The 16,991-nt window shown below is 39.3% G+C and carries 15 protein-coding genes; 3 read left to right on the forward strand and 12 right to left on the reverse strand.

Going from position 1 to position 16,991, the window contains the following annotated elements; genetic code table 11:
• Positions 1-94: 94 nt before the first annotated feature.
• The 6 genes from ACOB82_RS03990 to zwf form a co-directional block, all read right to left on the reverse strand.
• Entirely contained in the window at positions 95-1,999 is a 1,905-nt protein-coding gene (locus ACOB82_RS03990) for an SUMF1/EgtB/PvdO family nonheme iron enzyme (protein WP_448211651.1), read from the reverse strand.
• A gap of 310 nt (positions 2,000-2,309) precedes the next feature.
• Positions 2,310-2,966 carry a bifunctional 4-hydroxy-2-oxoglutarate aldolase/2-dehydro-3-deoxy-phosphogluconate aldolase gene (locus tag ACOB82_RS03995; protein ID WP_448211652.1) on the reverse strand — a complete coding sequence of 219 codons (657 nt, stop codon included), beginning with the start codon at positions 2,964-2,966 and terminating at the stop codon, positions 2,310-2,312.
• A complete protein-coding gene (locus ACOB82_RS04000) occupies positions 2,963-3,964 on the reverse strand; it encodes a glucokinase (RefSeq protein WP_448211653.1) in 1,002 nt (333 codons plus the stop codon). Before ACOB82_RS04000 ends, ACOB82_RS03995 begins: the two co-directional genes overlap by 4 nt.
• A 3-nt stretch (positions 3,965-3,967) precedes the next feature.
• On the reverse strand, positions 3,968-5,797 hold the full coding sequence (gene edd / locus ACOB82_RS04005) for a phosphogluconate dehydratase (RefSeq protein ID WP_448211654.1): 1,830 nt from the start codon (positions 5,795-5,797) through the stop codon (positions 3,968-3,970).
• 2 nt (positions 5,798-5,799) lie between these two features.
• Positions 5,800-6,492: a 6-phosphogluconolactonase gene (gene pgl / locus ACOB82_RS04010; protein ID WP_448211655.1), complete on the reverse strand. Its 693-nt coding sequence runs from the start codon at positions 6,490-6,492 to the stop codon at positions 5,800-5,802.
• Positions 6,493-6,495: 3 nt separating this feature from the next.
• Positions 6,496-7,965, reverse strand: coding sequence for a glucose-6-phosphate dehydrogenase (gene zwf, locus ACOB82_RS04015; protein WP_448211656.1), 1,470 nt, complete (start codon positions 7,963-7,965; stop codon positions 6,496-6,498).
• A 305-nt stretch (positions 7,966-8,270) separates the two neighbouring features.
• Between zwf and ACOB82_RS04020 the strand changes: the two genes are divergently transcribed.
• On the forward strand, positions 8,271-9,119 hold the full coding sequence (locus tag ACOB82_RS04020; RefSeq protein WP_448211657.1) for a MurR/RpiR family transcriptional regulator: 849 nt from the start codon (positions 8,271-8,273) through the stop codon (positions 9,117-9,119).
• Positions 9,120-9,182: 63 nt separating this feature from the next.
• Positions 9,183-10,634 carry a pyruvate kinase gene (pyk, locus tag ACOB82_RS04025; RefSeq protein ID WP_448211658.1) on the forward strand — a complete coding sequence of 484 codons (1,452 nt, stop codon included), beginning with the start codon at positions 9,183-9,185 and terminating at the stop codon, positions 10,632-10,634.
• 107 nt (positions 10,635-10,741) lie between these two features.
• Here the strand turns inward: pyk and ACOB82_RS04030 are convergent, their stop codons facing one another.
• A complete protein-coding gene (locus ACOB82_RS04030; RefSeq protein WP_448211659.1) occupies positions 10,742-11,602 on the reverse strand; it encodes a DUF6279 family lipoprotein in 861 nt (286 codons plus the stop codon).
• A gap of 125 nt (positions 11,603-11,727) precedes the next feature.
• Between ACOB82_RS04030 and ACOB82_RS04035 the strand changes: the two genes are divergently transcribed.
• A complete protein-coding gene (locus ACOB82_RS04035; RefSeq protein ID WP_448211660.1) occupies positions 11,728-12,756 on the forward strand; it encodes a 6-phosphofructokinase in 1,029 nt (342 codons plus the stop codon).
• 96 nt (positions 12,757-12,852) lie between these two features.
• Here the strand turns inward: ACOB82_RS04035 and ACOB82_RS04040 are convergent, their stop codons facing one another.
• The 5 genes from ACOB82_RS04040 to ACOB82_RS04060 all read right to left on the reverse strand — a co-directional run bounded on the left by ACOB82_RS04040 (position 12,853) and on the right by ACOB82_RS04060 (position 16,879).
• Positions 12,853-13,677, reverse strand: coding sequence for a LytR/AlgR family response regulator transcription factor (locus ACOB82_RS04040; RefSeq protein WP_448211661.1), 825 nt, complete (start codon positions 13,675-13,677; stop codon positions 12,853-12,855).
• Position 13,678: 1 nt separating this feature from the next.
• Complete coding sequence (locus ACOB82_RS04045; RefSeq protein ID WP_448211662.1) at positions 13,679-14,746, reverse strand: sensor histidine kinase; 1,068 nt, start codon at positions 14,744-14,746, stop codon at positions 13,679-13,681.
• 393 nt (positions 14,747-15,139) lie between these two features.
• Positions 15,140-15,994, reverse strand: a complete 855-nt coding sequence (locus tag ACOB82_RS04050) for a phosphotransferase (RefSeq protein ID WP_448211663.1) — start codon at positions 15,992-15,994, stop codon at positions 15,140-15,142.
• Positions 15,995-16,001: 7 nt separating this feature from the next.
• Positions 16,002-16,622 carry a nicotinamide riboside transporter PnuC gene (gene pnuC / locus ACOB82_RS04055; protein WP_448211664.1) on the reverse strand — a complete coding sequence of 207 codons (621 nt, stop codon included), beginning with the start codon at positions 16,620-16,622 and terminating at the stop codon, positions 16,002-16,004.
• Positions 16,622-16,879, reverse strand: a complete 258-nt coding sequence (locus tag ACOB82_RS04060; RefSeq protein WP_448211665.1) for a hypothetical protein — start codon at positions 16,877-16,879, stop codon at positions 16,622-16,624. Before ACOB82_RS04060 ends, pnuC begins: the two co-directional genes overlap by 1 nt.
• Positions 16,880-16,991: the final 112 nt, after the last annotated feature.

The following is a 16,991-nucleotide window of genomic DNA, read 5'->3' on the forward strand; positions in this document are numbered from 1 at the left end:
AAAGTAGGTGCTTGATGAGCGGGCAATAAAAACGGCCCTAAATTGGACCGTTATTTGATTGTGCTTTTGTTTGTATTATTTATCTTAGATTTAACTAATTATCTCTAACGACCCTAAAACCAAGGTAGTTTGAGCGGAAACTTTCTGGTAGTGACAGTCTTACCGTTGTTCTAGATAATTTCGGGGCAAAGTTCCATGCACCACCGCGTGCAACAACATCATCGCCACTGGTCAATTCCCAGACATTACCTACCGTATCATATAAGCCGAATTTATTGGCTTTAAATGACTGAACAGGTGATGTGCTGACATTTGACCAATTACTGCCACAATATGCACAGTTAGCATTATCATTACCTACATCATTTCCCCACCAGAAGTCATTGTCACTTCCGGCTCTAGCAACGTATTCCCATTCAACTTCCGTTGGTAAACGATATGTCTTTCTGGTTATGCCGCTGATCCATGCAAAGTATTTTTCAATATCTGCTTTATTTACACAAACTAACGGGTGTTGATCGGTTTGGTTAAATCCCGGATTGCGCCAGTTTAGCGCAACATCATAAACAGGCTTACCATCAACTAAAGTTGCACAGCCATCGCCAGTTTCTGCACTGGTAACATAGCCAGTTTTTTGAATGAATAGTTTAAAATCACCAACCGTTACAGGGCTTTCACTTACCGCAAAGCCTGTTTGAATATTTTCAGTTCTAGCTGGTCTTTCATTGTTCAAACCCTGACCACTAGTGTCCCCCATTTGAAAACTACCAGCTGGCACACCTACTAATGTCGGGCCATATTTATCTCCCATTAACAGGTCTTGAATTTTTTCACCAGAAGCTAAGTTACCAGCTGAGCGATTCAACTCTGCTTTAATCACTTTATTTTTATCTAATTTAAACTTTTCTTGGTAGTCTTCATAACCTGGTTTAGTTATTAAGATATCGTGAGTGCCAGAAGATAGCATTACAGATAATTTAGTAGAGCCATAACTTACGCCATCAATAAACACTTCATCGTCATACTGATTAGAGCGAACAGTTAGCTCGTACATCACACTATCATCATCAGACAATGATTGATTGTCAGCCTGACTGGCGCCAGTCAACTGACCAACTAAGGCATTAATAGCATTTTCTTCTGACAAGTCTACTTGGCAGTATCTAGCAGGTAGCTCAAGTAACTTACAGGCTTCTTCTGAAGGTAAAGAGCCACGCATTTCTACAACTAAATCTGTGCTGTATTGGCCAGACCCGCTAAAGTTACCTGAAATTACTTTGTGGTTAAGTAACTTGACACGAGCTGCTGAGTTCACAGCATTTTTTTCAACTAGTTTTGATTCAGTTACCGACGCAAATAAATCATTTAAAAATAGCTTGGAAGCTTTTTGCTTACCTAACAAGTTTCCGCGCGTAACACATGATTTAAAGGTTTCGTTAGTATCACAATCGACATTTTGGCTAACTGTTTTAGTGTCGACTTGTTCAAACTCTTCACGTAGACGTGCTACGCGTAAAAATTTAATCTCTTCAGCGAGTGCTTCTTTTTGGTTTGCAGTTGAAATAAGTAAGACATCTGCCTGAACTTTTTGCTCTTTTAAATCAGCAATAACATTAACTTTTTCTTTGATCGCTATTTTATTATTTTTCTGATCAATAACAGCTTGTCGATAAGCGTTTTGGGCGGCAGCAATATCTTCTTCAGGGTCATCAACTAAAGCCTCATATTGCATATTCATTTCAAATAAAGCTTTCTCTCTTGCAGCTTCAAGGTCATCACCTTTCGCCCTAAGTGCTTGCAACGCCAATTCTTGTGTTTCAATGCTTTTAGTTAATTGCTCTATTTGCTCAAATATTTGGGCATAAGCTTGTTCTTTCTCAACATATTGTTGTTGTAAACTCGTTACAGTAACAGGTGATACTTGAATTGATTCATTAGCCTGAGAAGTAGCCCCTAAAACAATACTGCTAATAGAAAGAGCAATGAAAGCCAAACGCATTTTCTAGATTCCTTAGATGGGGTAAAACTGAAATAACTTTGCTTACAATTATATTGAGCAAGTTTTTATTATTTTGCTCAATCATATGTGTTCGCACTATAGATCGCAAGTATTAAACGACGAAATTAATATGCTTAACAACTGATTTACTTCTTATTATTTTATTTCTTTGTGTGTTATTTGCGCGACCAAGTTAATTAATGAACAAAGTAACATTTAACCGCTGACCACAAACCGCTTTTTAACTTATTTTAAAAAGCCCCACTTTATAGGTGAGGCTTTATATGGCGAATTAAATTAGCTTGGCAATCTAAGCTATTTGCTTAACATGGCTTAGCGCTTGATTAGCCAGCTCAGTAATTCGTGGCCAGTTCTTCGATTTAATAATTTCGTCAGACACTAACCAAGAGCCACCACAACAAGCAACATTACCTAAAGCAAGGTAGTCATTGACATTATCTAAGTTGATACCGCCAGTTGGGCAAAACTTAATATTAGGGAATGGTCCGCCAATAGATTTAATTGCTTTAACACCGCCCGAAGCTTCTGCAGGGAAAAACTTAAAGTGGTCATAGCCAAAATCAATACCATCCATTAATTCTGAAATAGAAGAAATACCTGGAATCAATGCGATATCGCCTTCATTGCCCGCTTTTAATAAGTCTTTAGTAAGGCCAGGACTGATCGCAAATTTTGCACCAGCATCGCGTGAACGCTGAAGTAAATCACGGTTAGTCACAGTACCTGCACCAACTACGGCTTCAGGAAGGTTTTTTGCGATAGTTTCAATCACCTGTAAAGCTGATGGCGTTCTAAGAGTGACTTCCAATACATTGATATTGGCCGCCATTAACGCTTCTGCTATTGGTAATGCATCTTCAACATTGTCTATCACCAAAACAGGCACTAAAGGTCCCATTGCAAATAATTCTGCTGGCGTTATTTGCCAATTTTTTAAATCCGTCATAATGCCTCTTTTCTTGTGCTGAAGACTTGAGTTGAAGCGTTGTCTTGAAGAAGATACGCTGCTGCGCCTAATATTCCTGGTTGTGATTCAGTGACCACAAAAGTTGGAATATTTTGATTAAAGCCAGATAAACGGCCTTTTTCTTCAAAGCGCTTTCTAAATTCACTTTGTTCAAAATATTCAATAAAGCGTGGGACAATACCACCAGCAATATAAACCCCAGAAAAACTACCTAGGGTTAATGCTAAATTGCCAGCAAAGCTGCCCAGTATACGGCAGAACTGCGCTAAAGTTTCTTGGCAAATATCACACGATTCTTCCAATGCTTTAGCGGTTATATCTTTGGCTGCCAGTGTTACAACTGGCTTGTCATTATAGCTAAGCAAGCCTTGATAAATTTGTTCTATGCCTAAGCCCGACAGTAACTGCTCATAAGATACATGCTGATACTTAGTGAGTAAGAAGTTTAAAATGGCAATTTCTTGTTCATCGATTGGGGCAAAATCTACATGCCCCCCCTCACCGCTTAAACTGATCCATTTGTCATTATCGTTAACTAAGTTGGCAACGCCTAACCCCGTGCCCGGACCACAAATTGAAATTGGCTTACCAGCAACAACTTTGCCACGGCCAACTTGAACTTTTTGTTGCTCGCCAAGCATAGGAACCGCATGAGCTATCGCAGTAAAGTCATTAATTAATAACAATTTATTTAAATTTAAATTTTGCTTTAATTCGCTTTTAGAAAACTGCCAGGGTAAGTTGGTCATTTTGATCAGATCGTTCTCAACCGGACAAGCAATGGCAAAACACGCATTAATTATTTTATCAGTCAGTTCAAACTTACTGATAAAATCAGCAACTACTTGCTCTAATCCTGAGTAATCTGCGCACTGGTAAACAGTTAAATGCTCTGTGCTACCGCTGTCATTGGCAATACCAATACGTAAGTTAGTACCACCAATATCTGCAACAATATTAACCACATTGTTTGACATCAGTTACATGTCCTCATCTAAGTGCGGGAACAAAGAACAAGCGCCGGTATTGGCTGAACTTAAACTTTGACGCATAAAGCCAAAGATTTCACGCCCCATACCTTCATGGTGACCATTAACTTGGAATTGAGCCGCATCGCGCTTGGCAAGTTCGGCCTCATCAACCATTAGCGTTAATTCGCCAGTAGCGCCATTAACCATGATCATATCGCCATTTTGCACTTTTGCGATTAAACCGCCATCTAACGCTTCCGGGCTTAAATGAATTGCTGCTGGCACCTTACCTGATGCGCCAGACATACGGCCATCAGTTACTAACGCTACCTTAAAGCCCTTATCTTGCAACACACCTAGCGGTGGCGTTAATTTATGTAGTTCAGGCATACCACGAGCCTTAGGGCCTTGGAAGCGAACAACGGCGACAAAGTCTTTTTCCAACTCACCCGCTTTAAACGCAGCTTCTAAGTCGTGTTGATCTTCAAAAACCACCGCTGGTGCCTGAATAACATCACTACCTTCACGCAATGCTGACGTTTTTAATACAGATACGCCTAAATTACCTTTCAATACTTTTAAACCACCATCTGCTTTAAATGGTTTTTCTACTGTAGCAATCACTTCTAGGTCGCCAGAAATTTCAGCGCCATCAACCCATACTAATTGACCATTTTCTAACACTGGCTGCTGGGTATAGCGCGTTAAGCCTTTACCACAAATAGTTTCTACATCTTCATGCAGTAAGCCTGCACCTAACAACTCCTTAAATAGCAATGCCATACCACCTGCTTGTTGGAAATGGTTTATATCTGCATGGCCATTAGGATAAATACGTGTAATTAGCGGTACAGCTACAGATAAGTCATTAAAATCTTGGAAGTTAATGATGATGCCGGCCGCACGGGCAAACGCAATAATATGCATGGTTAAATTTGTTGAACCGCCAGTAGCTAATAACGCAACAATTGCGTTCACAATTGAGCGTTCATCTACCATTTTACCAATCGGCATATAGTTGCCTGATTGCTGAGTTAAGCGTGTTACTTGACGTGCTGCCGCTTTGGTTAACTCTTCACGTAATTCAGTATTAGGCGCAACAAATGATGCACCAGGTAAATGTAAGCCCATGACTTCAACAACCAACTGATTTGAGTTAGCGGTGCCGAAGAAAGTACAAGTACCAGCACTATGATATGACGCAGATTCAGCCGCAAGTAGCTCTTCTTTACCCACTTCGCCTTTGGCAAATTGTTGTCTCACACGGGCTTTTTCTTTATTTGGAATACCTGACGGCATTGGGCCTGCAGGTACAAATACTGTGGGTAAATGACCAAAGGTCATGCTGGCTATTAATAAGCCTGGGACAATTTTATCGCAGATCCCAAGCATCATGGCACCGTCAAACATATTGTGTGAAAGGCCTACGGCAGTTGACATCGCTATGACATCACGACTCATCAAGCTCAAATCCATACCTGGCTGGCCTTGAGTTACACCGTCACACATTGCAGGTACACCGCCAGCAAACTGTGCGACACCGCCTGTTTCCCTTACTGCCTCTTTAATAATGGCAGGATAAGTTTCATAAGGCTGATGAGCTGATAGCATATCGTTGTAAGCTGAAACAATGGCAATATCAGAATGATTAAGGCCACGTAATTTAGATTTATCTTCTTTACCACAAGCGGCAAAACCATGGGCTAAGTTGCCGCAAGATAAACTGGCACGATGTACCGTTTCAGATTTTGCTTTTTCTATCTTGTCTAAATAAGCTTGACGCGTTGGTTTACTGCGCTCAATGATACGTTCGGTAATGGCTAAAATTTTAGGATTCATAATTACTCCGCCCAGTAAATGTTTGTGTTAAGCGACGGATGCTGTAAAAAAGCGCGAATTGGCATTTCTGCAACATTATCACCAGCTAATGCTTGGTTAAGTACTGTTTTTTTACTGTCACCACAAATATGTAGGAAAGTATTTTTACTTTGCGCTAAATATGCGTAACTAAAGGTAATTCGGTCATGGGGCGCGGTTTGCGGCACAACTTTAAGCAGTGGCGCGGCATCTCGAGATAACGCGGAATGAATTTCATTGCTACACGGAAATAAGCTTGCGGTGTGACCGTCTTCACCCATACCTAAAATCAGCACATCAAATGGTAATACTGTGCTACCAGCTGCTAAATTCAGATCAGCAAGTACTTCTGAGGTTAACTTATCACCTTGTTTGATATGGAAAAAGTTTGCCTCTACCGCATTATTTTGAAGAAGATTTTCATGAACCAACTTGGTATTGCTGGCATCATCGTTAATATCTACCCAACGCTCATCCGCTAAGGTCACGGTAATTTGTTTCCAAGGCAGATCTTTATTTGATAACACCTTAAAAAAACCTTTAGGAGTAGAACCGCCAGATACTGCAATACTCGCTTTGCCTTTAAACTTTACTGCAGCCGATAAAATATCGGCGACTTGATCGGCTAACTCATTATCTAAAGCCTCACGGCTATTAAATTCATTTAATTGATACATTAATTATTCCACCCACTGCCTGTCGTCACGCGCAATTAAAGAAATAGAAGACACAGGTCCCCATGAACCCGCGGCATAAGGTTTTGGCTTATCATTGCTAGCTTGCCACGCATCAATAATGCTATCAGCCCACGTCCAAGCAGCTTCCACTTCATCACGGCGAACAAACAGTGATTGGTTACCGTTAATCACTTCCAACATTAATCGCTCGTACGCATCAACAACACGCTCATTTTCGTAAGTTTCAGAAAAACTTAAATCAAGCTTGTTTTCATGAATATTCATTTGTGAAGCAATACCAGGAATTTTATTCATTACCTGTAGTTCAACACCTTCATCAGGCTGCAGGCGAATGGTGAGTTTATTTGCCGGTAAGTCGACATAACTATCTTTAAAGATATTGTGCGGCTGCTCTTTAAAGTGAATAACAATTTCACTGTGTTTCGCTGGCATACGCTTACCAGTTCTTAAATAGAACGGCACACCAGTCCAACGCCAGTTATCAATTTCCGCTTTTATCGCAACGAAAGTTTCTGTGTTACTGGTTTTATTCGCACCCTCTTCTTCAAGGTAACCAGGAACGCCTTTACCACCTAGGAAACCTTCGGTGTATTGGCCACGCACAGTTTTGTCTTTGATGTTTTGGCGAGTAATAGGTACCAACGCTTTGATAACTTTAAGCTTTTCATCACGAATGCTGTCAGCACTCAGATCTGCAGGAGGCTCCATTGCCAGTAACGATAGAATTTGTAATAAATGGTTTTGAACCATATCGCGCATTTGGCCCGCTTCATCATAAAAGCCCCAACGCCCTTCAATACCAACACTTTCAGCAACGGTAATTTGCACATGGTCAATATAGTTACGATCCCAGTTATTAGTAAATAACGAGTTAGCAAAACGCAACACTAATAAATTTAGTACCGTTTCCTTACCAAGATAATGGTCAATGCGATAGATTTGCTTCTCATCAAAGTGCTTAGACACCATGTCATTGATCACTTTAGAAGACTCAAGACAATGACCAATTGGTTTTTCCATCACTACGCGATCATTTTCTTGAATAAGACCAGCGCTAAATAAACCTTCAGTAATATCACCGTAAATTGCAGGTGGTGTTGAATAGTAATATAAACGCTCAATATTGCCGCTTTCTAACGTTTTGGCTAACGCGCCGTAGCTATCGGTTTGTTTAAAGTCTAATTCTTGATATACCAAACGAGATAAAAATCGCGATAAAACCGCTTCATCTAGCCCTTCTTTTACAAATTCAGTTAGATTTTCTTGGGTAAACTTAACTAAATCTTCATTTGAATATTCGTGGCGAGCCACGCCAACAATACGAGTATCAGTGTGAATTAACCCAGCTAGGTCTAACTGATATAAAGCAGGCAGTAATTTACGGCGCGATAAATCACCTAGCGCACCAAATAAAACGACTTCAACTGCAGAATTGCTTTGAGCATCTTTCATATATTTTTATCTCTAGTTTACTTTTTGTAACTAAACTACATTTACCATTAATTTAACGTCTGGCATTCATGCAGTAAAGAACTTTTTGTAATTTTACTACATGGTAACAAAGTCCAATCTAATTCTGAACTATTATAGTAAATTTGGCGGTTAACATATTTGTTAGCTATTTGTTACTTATTTAATATTTGCTATTTTTTTTCACAATGAATTATATTAAGCATGAAATTGAAAGTTATTTTCATTAATTCTGTTATTTATCTAGAAAATAAATTACAGTTAATAAAAAATGATCTGGAAAAGTAATGAACATTTTAGAAAAGATCACTAACGAGTTAGATACTTTTAGCAAATCAGAGCGAAAAGTAGCAGAAGTTATTCTAGCTTCTCCAAATACAGTTATTCATGCAAGTATAGCGGCTTTAGCTAAACAAGCTAACATCAGCGAGCCTACGGTTAATCGTTTTTGTCGTCGATTAGACACCAAAGGTTACCCTGACTTCAAATTGCACTTAGCACAAAGCTTGGCTAACGGTACCCCTTATGTAAACCGCCATGTTGATGAAGATGATTCTGCTGATGAATACACAGCAAAAATATTTGAATCAACCATGGCAAGTCTAGAGCTTGCCAAAAAAAGCCTAAATACCAGTTCAGTCAATCGCGCTGTCGATTTATTAACTCAAGCGAATAAAATTTCATTTTTTGGTTTAGGTGCATCAGCCGTTGTTGCCCACGACGCCCAAAATAAATTTTTCCGCTTTAATGTGCCAGTTGTATACTTTGATGACATATTAATGCAACGCATGAGTGCTATTAATAGTCGCCAAGGTGATGTTGTTATTGTGATCTCGCATACAGGACGTACTAAATCATTGGTCGAAGTTGCTGCCCTTGCTAAAGAAAATGACGCGACAGTAATTGGTATTACTACCGAAGGTACTCCTCTGGCGAAGGAATGTAATATTGTACTGTCTGTTGATGTTGCAGAAGATACTGACCTTTATATGCCAATGTCGTCACGTATCGCTCAATTAACCTTAGTCGATATTCTTGCTACAGGCTTTACGCTTAGACGTGGTAGCAAATTTAGAGATAACTTAAAGAAAGTTAAAGACAGCTTACGTAGCTCACGCTTTGACCGTAAAGAATAATTAAAATTTGCATACATCAGTATGCCTTTTTATTAGCAATCAAAAATTAAACGAAGGATTAAAATGCCTAGAAGAACGAAAATTGTTGCGACCTTAGGGCCAGCAACAGATGACAGAGAAACATTAAAAAAAGTACTCGCAGCGGGTGTTAATGTCGTACGTCTTAACTTTTCCCACGGTAATCCTGAAGATCATATTAATCGTGCAAACTTAGTGCGCGAACTTGCCGCAGAGCTTGGTATTTACGTTGGTATTTTAGGCGACTTACAAGGCCCTAAAATTCGCGTATCTACCTTTAAAGACGGTCCTATTCAGTTAAACATTGGCGATAAGTTCGAGCTAGACGCAGCGTTACCAAAGGGTGAAGGTAATCAAGAAAAAGTCGGTATTGATTATAAAGAGTTACCGAATGATGTGAGCTCAGGCGATATCTTGTTACTTGACGATGGCCGCGTACAATTAAAAGTATTATCTACCCAAGGCACTTCAGTCTTTACCGAAGTTATTGTTGGTGGCCCATTATCAAATAACAAAGGTATTAACCGCCAAGGTGGTGGCCTAACAGCTCCTGCGTTAACAGATAAAGATAAAGAAGATATTAAACTAGCGGCAAAATTAAATGCCGACTTTTTAGCCGTGTCTTTCCCGCGTGATGCGAGCGATATGCGTGAAGCGCGTTTGCTTGCTCAAGAAGCAGGTTGTGATGCCCGTTTAGTCTCTAAAATTGAACGTGCCGAAGCGGTAAATGATGACAAAGTGTTAGATGACATTATTCTAGCTTCTGATGTTGTCATGGTTGCACGTGGCGATCTCGGTGTTGAAATTGGTGATCCCGCACTTGTTGGTAAACAAAAACACATTATTGCCCGTTCACGCCAATTAAATCGCGTGGTGATCACGGCAACGCAAATGATGGAAACTATGATTTCTCAGCCAATGCCGACGCGTGCTGAAGTAATGGATGTTTCTAACGCCGTGCTTGATGGTACTGATGCGGTAATGCTTTCTGCAGAAACTGCGGCCGGTAAATATCCGGTAGAAACGGTAAAAGCAATGGCCTCTGTGTGTTTAGGTGCCGAGCAACACCGCTCTGTAAATACCTCAAAACATCGCGTTGAATTAATGTTTTCTGATATTGCAGAAACTGTTGCTTTATCAGCCATGTACGCTGCCAATCACTTAGAAGGTGTTAAAGCAATTATTGCATTGACGGAGTCGGGACAAACATCGAAAATAATGTCGCGAATTACCTCTGGCTTGCCAATTTATTCGCTGTCACGTCATCAAAAGACATTAACTAAAACAGCAATTTACCGTGGCGTTTATCCGGTTTATTTTGATTCTACCCAAAGCAATAATGAAACGTTAACCAATGATGTATTAAAGCAAGTGATCAAACAAGCGGATTTAAAAGAGAACGATAAAGTGATCTTTACTCATGGTGACTTAATGGAAACGGTTGGCGCAACGAATACCGTTAAGATTTTAAAAATATCAAAGGCACTTTTAAAATAGCCAATCAAGTCAAATATTGAGCAATTAAAAAGGGAGCGAATAGCTCCCTTTTTAATTGCCATGACATTGATAGCGCCATAGACCCCTTATACATATTTACAAGCGATTTAATCTTGTTCGGCTAATTCATGTAAATCATCTAGTAAAGAGTCAATACGATTCTGTAGGCGATTTTTCTGCTTCGGGGTTAAATGATTCAGTAAATCGGCCAATATTTCACTATACACTTCACTATTATGTGCTCTGGCGTCATTGTATTGTTGTGTTCGTAATATTTCAGGGTTAACTAATAGCTCAGTAAAAAGTTGGCGATAAACTTCTTGTGATAATGACGGTGCAAATGCCTCTTTCAAATTGTTAAGCCATAAACCGCGATATTCCATCCAGTAATCAAACGTCGAAGTATACTGTTTACTAAGCTCGCAAACTTGATGTTGCTGGGTCGGTGTTAACTGCCCTACCCATTTTCTAAATTGTTGCTGCTGTCGATTACAAGTTTGTTGATAACGCTGCTCAAGGGTTTTATCTTCACGCTCCTGCTTAATATCTTTATTTTCTTGGTCAATAGCAGCAATAATATCCTGTTTTTGCTCATCGCTGAGTAAACTGGTTAACTCAACCAAATCAGGTGCAAGCTTTTCTCTTAACACCTGCCAATGACCACTCATTAATTCTAGGTGTTGCTGAATTTGTTGTTCAGTTACATCCGCTGCCAATAGCGATTTAAATTCAGCTAACTGATTAGCGTAGCGAACAAGTTGCGTATTGCGGTGCCATAAATGAATGGCCTCAAACTTTTGTTCAAATGCCTTTTTCTGCGCTTTATTTAAAACGACATAATCATCTAAATACCAGTCTACCCACCAGTCCAAGTTGTTATAAATAAAGCTATAACTACAACCCGTTAGCAATACTGACAGCAGTACAGCCATAATTACCGTTCGATAGTTGGCCAAGTTCAGGCGCATATTTTATCTTCCTTTGATGGTGAACAAATAAAAAATTAGTAAAACTAGTAGAATTATCATACGGTAACCGAATAGAAAAAGTTTGGCACCAATTAAGCTGTTAACAAATATTGCGAAAAGTTTATATGACTCAAACCATTAAAAGAAAAACCGTTGCGGTACTGACCAGTGGTGGCGATGCACCGGGGATGAATGCAGCGATTCGTTCAATTGTATTGGCGTGTCACCACCACCAAATTAACTGTATTGGCTTTTATCACGGCTATAATGGCTTAATTAATCAAGAATTTACTCAATTAACACCTAACGACGTTATTAATATAATTCAACGTGGTGGTACCATTTTAAAAAGTGCTCGTTGTCCTGAAATGTTAAGTATTGACGGGGTGAAACAAGCCGCTAACAGTCTAATTAAATTAAAAGTTGATGCATTAATTGTTATCGGCGGCGATGGCTCTTTTAATGGCATGTTAGCAATCAAAGACCTTTGGCCAGGACAATTAATTGGACTCCCCGGCACCATAGATAATGATCTAGACGGCACTGACTACACTATAGGTTTTTCTACCGCCATTAACACCGCTATAGAGGCCATTGATAAAATTCGTGATACTGCCGATGCCTTTGATCGAGTATTTGTAATAGAGCTAATGGGCAGGCACAGTGGACACATCGCGTTTAATGTCGGTGTTGCCTGTGGCGCAGAGCAAATTATTTCATTTGAAAACTTTAGCCCTGAGCACGCAGACGCAAAGCTTGAAGCAATTATTCAAGATATCAAGCGCCACCAAGTCAATCACAGCCATAGCTATTTAATTGTAGTTGCAGAAAACCTGTGGCCAGGTGGCGTATTAACGCTGTCTAACGCTTTAAAACAAGAGCAGACAATTGACAGTGGCACTTGTATTTTAGGCCATATTCAGCGAGGTGGCTCGCCAGTGGCTAAAGATAGGATATTGGCGACAAAATTAGGCATTGCCGCTATTGATGCTTTCTTAAAAGGACAAACGGATATTATGCTCGGGGAATTGAAATCAGAGATAATAGCTACGGCATTACAAGATACCATTAAACATAAAAAGTTAGTTGCAGAAGATCTAGTCTCGGCCCATGAAAATATATTAGCGCTGCAGGCACAGCACAAACAAAGCTGATAATTACTTGGCAACTCAATTAAATATTAATAACTCTTCAGTGATAAAACAGACCAAGTTAAGAAAGAACGAGTTAAAACAGAACACGTAAAAATCTTATTGGGTAACGGCTTGTTTCACTTTATCTTTATAGCTTCTGCTGACTTTAAGTTCTTTACCACTGATCATTACCAAATAGTATTCGCCGTTTAACTGGCTACAAAATTTCTCTACATAATTTTTGTTGACGATAGTTGAACGGTGACTACGAATAAAAATACGCGGATCAAGTAGCTCTTCTAGCTGTTTCATGGTTTTACGTAGAATATGGGTGCCTTGCTCAGTATGTACACACATATAGTCGCCTGCTGCATCAATCCACCAGATATTTTTAACCGGCACTCGGCTTAATTCACCGCCATCTTTAATCGGCAACACATCTGAATATTGAGAAATGGCTACCGTTTGATTAGTGGCAAGCTCTTCTAAAATTTTAGTTTGATCACTTCCGGTAACGTCACTCACTAACTGTACAAGCTTTTGCTTATGCTCAGCATCCGCTTTACTTTGCATATGCTCACGAATTTTATCGATTGCTTGTGCTAAACGGTTATCATCGGCGGGTTTCATTAAGTAGTCTAGCGCATGCACTTCGAACGCCTTAATAGCGTATTGATCAAACGCAGTGACAAATACCACCATAGGCAGGGTTAACCCCTGCTCTATAATACTTTCAATCACCTGAAAGCCATTTTGACCTGGCATTTGAATATCCAAGAACATCAGATCAGGTTGGTACGCTTTCACCGCTTCAACAGCTTCTCGGCCGTTGTTGCATTGAGCAATAATATTGATATCGCTATGTTGGGCTAAACGAATAGCCAAACCTTTACGCGCTAACGGCTCATCATCAACGATGATGGTAGATAGCGTTGATGACATGCTAACTTCCTAATTCGAACGGGATTCTTATGTTAACTTTAACACCAGAAGGTAGGTTATTGGAAACAACCAGTGAAAAATTATCGCGATAAAGTGCGGTTAACCGCTCTCGAGTATTAGCCAAGCCAACACCCTTTTCACGTGATAAATTACCATTTTGAATTTCAGCACCTGGGCCATTATCAGCAAGCTCAATCAGCAAGTCATTACCAAAGCGACTAACGCTAACGGTAATCGACCCACCATCTTCTTGAGTCGCTATTGCGTATTTAATGGCATTTTCCGCTAAAGGTTGCAAAACCATGCTAGGTACTAATGCATTTTCACAGCCTGGGGCAACTTTAAAATGCACTTGTAAACGTTCTTCAAAACGTACTTTCTCAATATCTAGGTATAGCTCTAACGCATGCAGTTCGCTGGTTAACGTTACGCGCTTCATAGGATCTTTATCTAACGAATACCTTAAGAAGTCACTGAGCTTTGTTACCATACGATTCGCAGTATCGTTTTCTTTCACTAAGATCAGCGTTGAAATAGCGTTAAGGGTATTGAATAAAAAATGTGGGTTTAATTGATAACGCAACATTTTAAGCTGAGCCTGATGTGCTAACGTATTGGCTTGCAGCACGTTTTGCTTTTCTTTTTGCAGCATTTGGTAATATTTAATACCAAAGTACAAACCACTCCAGCTTAAAATGATATAAAAAGACCAAACACTCGATTGGGTGTAATACAGCCAAAACTCAGGCTGCCAGCCGTGTTTATATATTTCCCAATAATTAATATTTTTGATGACCTGCCAGATCACAGCCGTAACATATGAAGCAAGCAAGATGACAGAAAACATTTTGATCGGCGCTAAATTCCACGCCCGACGATAAATATATCTAAGTGGTATAGTAAGCAACCAACCGGCATAACTATTTAGAATAATCACGATAACGAATAAGTCACGTAAATCGTGTAGTAACGAGCCTAAAAATTGGACTAAGGCAAAACCAAACCAACCTGCGGTATGTAACAGCCAGAAAAATCGATTTCTATTTTCGACAAGCTCTTTCCAATTCACAAACGTTAACCATTAGATAATTCTAAAGATAATTATGAAAGATGCAGCAAAACACTGCACTACACTTAGTCGTAACTTTTGCGCACCCTGTCTCATTTGGTTAGGGGCTGTTGATCTTTCGAGGTTAGGTTTTGTTCAAATTAAAAGCCATTTAATCGCGGCGTAGCGAGTAATGTATAGTTGCTCTATATGAATGAGCTACAACAAAGAATAAATGGCTTTTAAATGACCCCTTCGGGCAGCGTGTGTTTGGCTTTTCTACTGCGTTATCGCCTGTTTACATAGAATAACAATGATACTCAGGCTTTGCCTTGTATAAAAACCAAACACTCAGCTGCAAAAATAAACGCGAAAGGTCAACAGCCCCTAATAATTTGTAATTATTTACCTTTGCTAGGATATACATGAGTCGCATACCTGAGTTGCATAGTCAAATTGTTGCTGAGCTAAAGTGCTGTATAACTCAGGATTTCGTAGATTTGATTGTGACAAATACCATAAACCATTAATAATAGCGGCAAAAAAACTGTAACGCGTTACCGAAAGCGTCGTTACCTCATTATTTATAACTAACTGATTATATTTAGAAACTACAAATTCAGTCTGTTCTGTTGCTATGCAATTCACTGCTAGCAACATACCCAAATCATAACTGGCAGCTGCAATTGAAGCTGCTTCAAAATCGATTAATTGAGCGACATCGCCCAGTAAAATATTGTTAAAGTTTAAATCGCCATGTACAAGCACATGCTGCTGTGGTTCTTTTTCGAGACTTGCAGCTAATAGCAAAGCGCTATCAACCATACGCTTAATATTGTCAGCTAAAGTTACCTGCTCTGCGAGTGCGGTAAGACAGTGATAAATTGATAGTGTTGTAATGTGTTTGTCCGATAAATTCGTTAACGGTAGTTGATGAAACTTAACCATTAAGGTGATGGCTAATGTAAGCTTATCGGCTATGGTAAGATTTGAACGTTCTAAGGTTTTATCATTAATGTATTTACTGATAAGCCAATGTTTATCATTGTACACCACACTAGGGCTTAATTTATATGTTGCTGCTAGCGCTTGTATATTGGCTTCTAACTGGCATGCTCTTTCATCACTAAAATGTTTAGCAACAAAACTCCGCTTTTCACCGGTTTCAATTTTAAAAACCGAATTATTTAATCCACCGGTAAGCTGTTTGAATGTAAGCGTTTGTTGGCTAAATAGGGGGAATACTTCAAGTTCAGCTAATTCGTGCATACAAAGCCTAAGGTAGTGAAGCCTGAGTTAGTGCCAGATTGTGTTTAAACTTCGCCTGCCAGTTTAGGTAGCCAATAAATGCAATAACGACATAAATAACAAAAAGCATCGCCGTTGGCGTTAAGCCTTTTTCTAGGTAAACATAGATTGAAACGAAGTCGATAACAATCCAGTAAAGCCAATTTTCCAATACTTTTTGAGTAACTAAATAGGTGGCATAAATTGCATAAACCGTCGTTGCCGCGTCAACATATGGAAAAGTTGTTGGGGTATAGTTTGCCATCAAATAACCTACGCCACACGAAATAACGGCTAACCAAACTAATGGTTTTAGGTGGTTTTTAAGTGGCAACTTATTAATATCTTTACCGTCTAACGCATCATTTCGCTGATTCCAGCAATACCAACCATAGATTGCCATTACGAAGTAATAAAGTTGCAGTAAGCTGTCCATCCACAAATACACATCGTAAAAAATAATAGTGTACAAAGTTGTGCTTAATAGTGCCGCTGGCCAGCACCAAATACTTTCGCGAGCAGCAAATACTACATAAGCTAGCGCGGAGAGTACGGCGACTAACTCCATGGTCGACAAGTTTTCAAAATATTGAATAAATTCAGCAAACATTAATATTCTCTGAATCTATCGCTAGCAATAATTTTTAAGATAAACACGGCACTGTCGGTATGTTGGTGTACTTTTTTCATTTCATTCATGACCAAGGCAAGTGTGGTGTCATATTCACCAAATACTTGCGTGCTCATACCATTGGTCACCACTTTAATCGACTCGTTGCTTTTTAGGGTATTAATAAAGCCCCAAATTTCATCTTTATATTGTTGCTCTGCTAGTGGATACAGACTGAGTTCAATTGAGATATCCATCATTAATGCCTTATATTAGTCTTGTGATTGATTTTGTGCTTGAATACTCAAATAAGTAATTCAAATAACTAATCAAATAACTAATTTGATTTAGTTAAACAAGTTTAACGGA

It is taken from the genome of Colwellia sp. MEBiC06753 (assembly GCF_053470325.1).

Bases quoted from the DNA above. Each gene is read 5' to 3' on its own strand.
- ACOB82_RS03995 (WP_448211652.1), bottom strand. From the start codon at position 2,966: ATGACGGATTTAAAAAATTGGCAAATAACGCCAGCAGAATTATTTGCA.
- pgl (WP_448211655.1), bottom strand. From the start codon at position 6,492: ATGTATCAATTAAATGAATTTAATAGCCGTGAGGCTTTAGATAATGAG.
- ACOB82_RS04000 (WP_448211653.1), bottom strand. From the start codon at position 3,964: ATGTCAAACAATGTGGTTAATATTGTTGCAGATATTGGTGGTACTAAC.
- ACOB82_RS04020 (WP_448211657.1), top strand. From the start codon at position 8,271: ATGAACATTTTAGAAAAGATCACTAACGAGTTAGATACTTTTAGCAAA.
- ACOB82_RS04035 (WP_448211660.1), top strand. From the start codon at position 11,728: ATGACTCAAACCATTAAAAGAAAAACCGTTGCGGTACTGACCAGTGGT.
- ACOB82_RS03990 (WP_448211651.1), bottom strand. From the start codon at position 1,999: ATGCGTTTGGCTTTCATTGCTCTTTCTATTAGCAGTATTGTTTTAGGG.
- ACOB82_RS04030 (WP_448211659.1), bottom strand. From the start codon at position 11,602: ATGCGCCTGAACTTGGCCAACTATCGAACGGTAATTATGGCTGTACTG.
- pnuC (WP_448211664.1), bottom strand. From the start codon at position 16,622: ATGTTTGCTGAATTTATTCAATATTTTGAAAACTTGTCGACCATGGAG.
- ACOB82_RS04050 (WP_448211663.1), bottom strand. From the start codon at position 15,994: ATGCACGAATTAGCTGAACTTGAAGTATTCCCCCTATTTAGCCAACAA.
- ACOB82_RS04040 (WP_448211661.1), bottom strand. From the start codon at position 13,677: ATGTCATCAACGCTATCTACCATCATCGTTGATGATGAGCCGTTAGCG.
- zwf (WP_448211656.1), bottom strand. From the start codon at position 7,965: ATGAAAGATGCTCAAAGCAATTCTGCAGTTGAAGTCGTTTTATTTGGT.
- edd (WP_448211654.1), bottom strand. From the start codon at position 5,797: ATGAATCCTAAAATTTTAGCCATTACCGAACGTATCATTGAGCGCAGT.
- pyk (WP_448211658.1), top strand. From the start codon at position 9,183: ATGCCTAGAAGAACGAAAATTGTTGCGACCTTAGGGCCAGCAACAGAT.
- ACOB82_RS04060 (WP_448211665.1), bottom strand. From the start codon at position 16,879: ATGGATATCTCAATTGAACTCAGTCTGTATCCACTAGCAGAGCAACAA.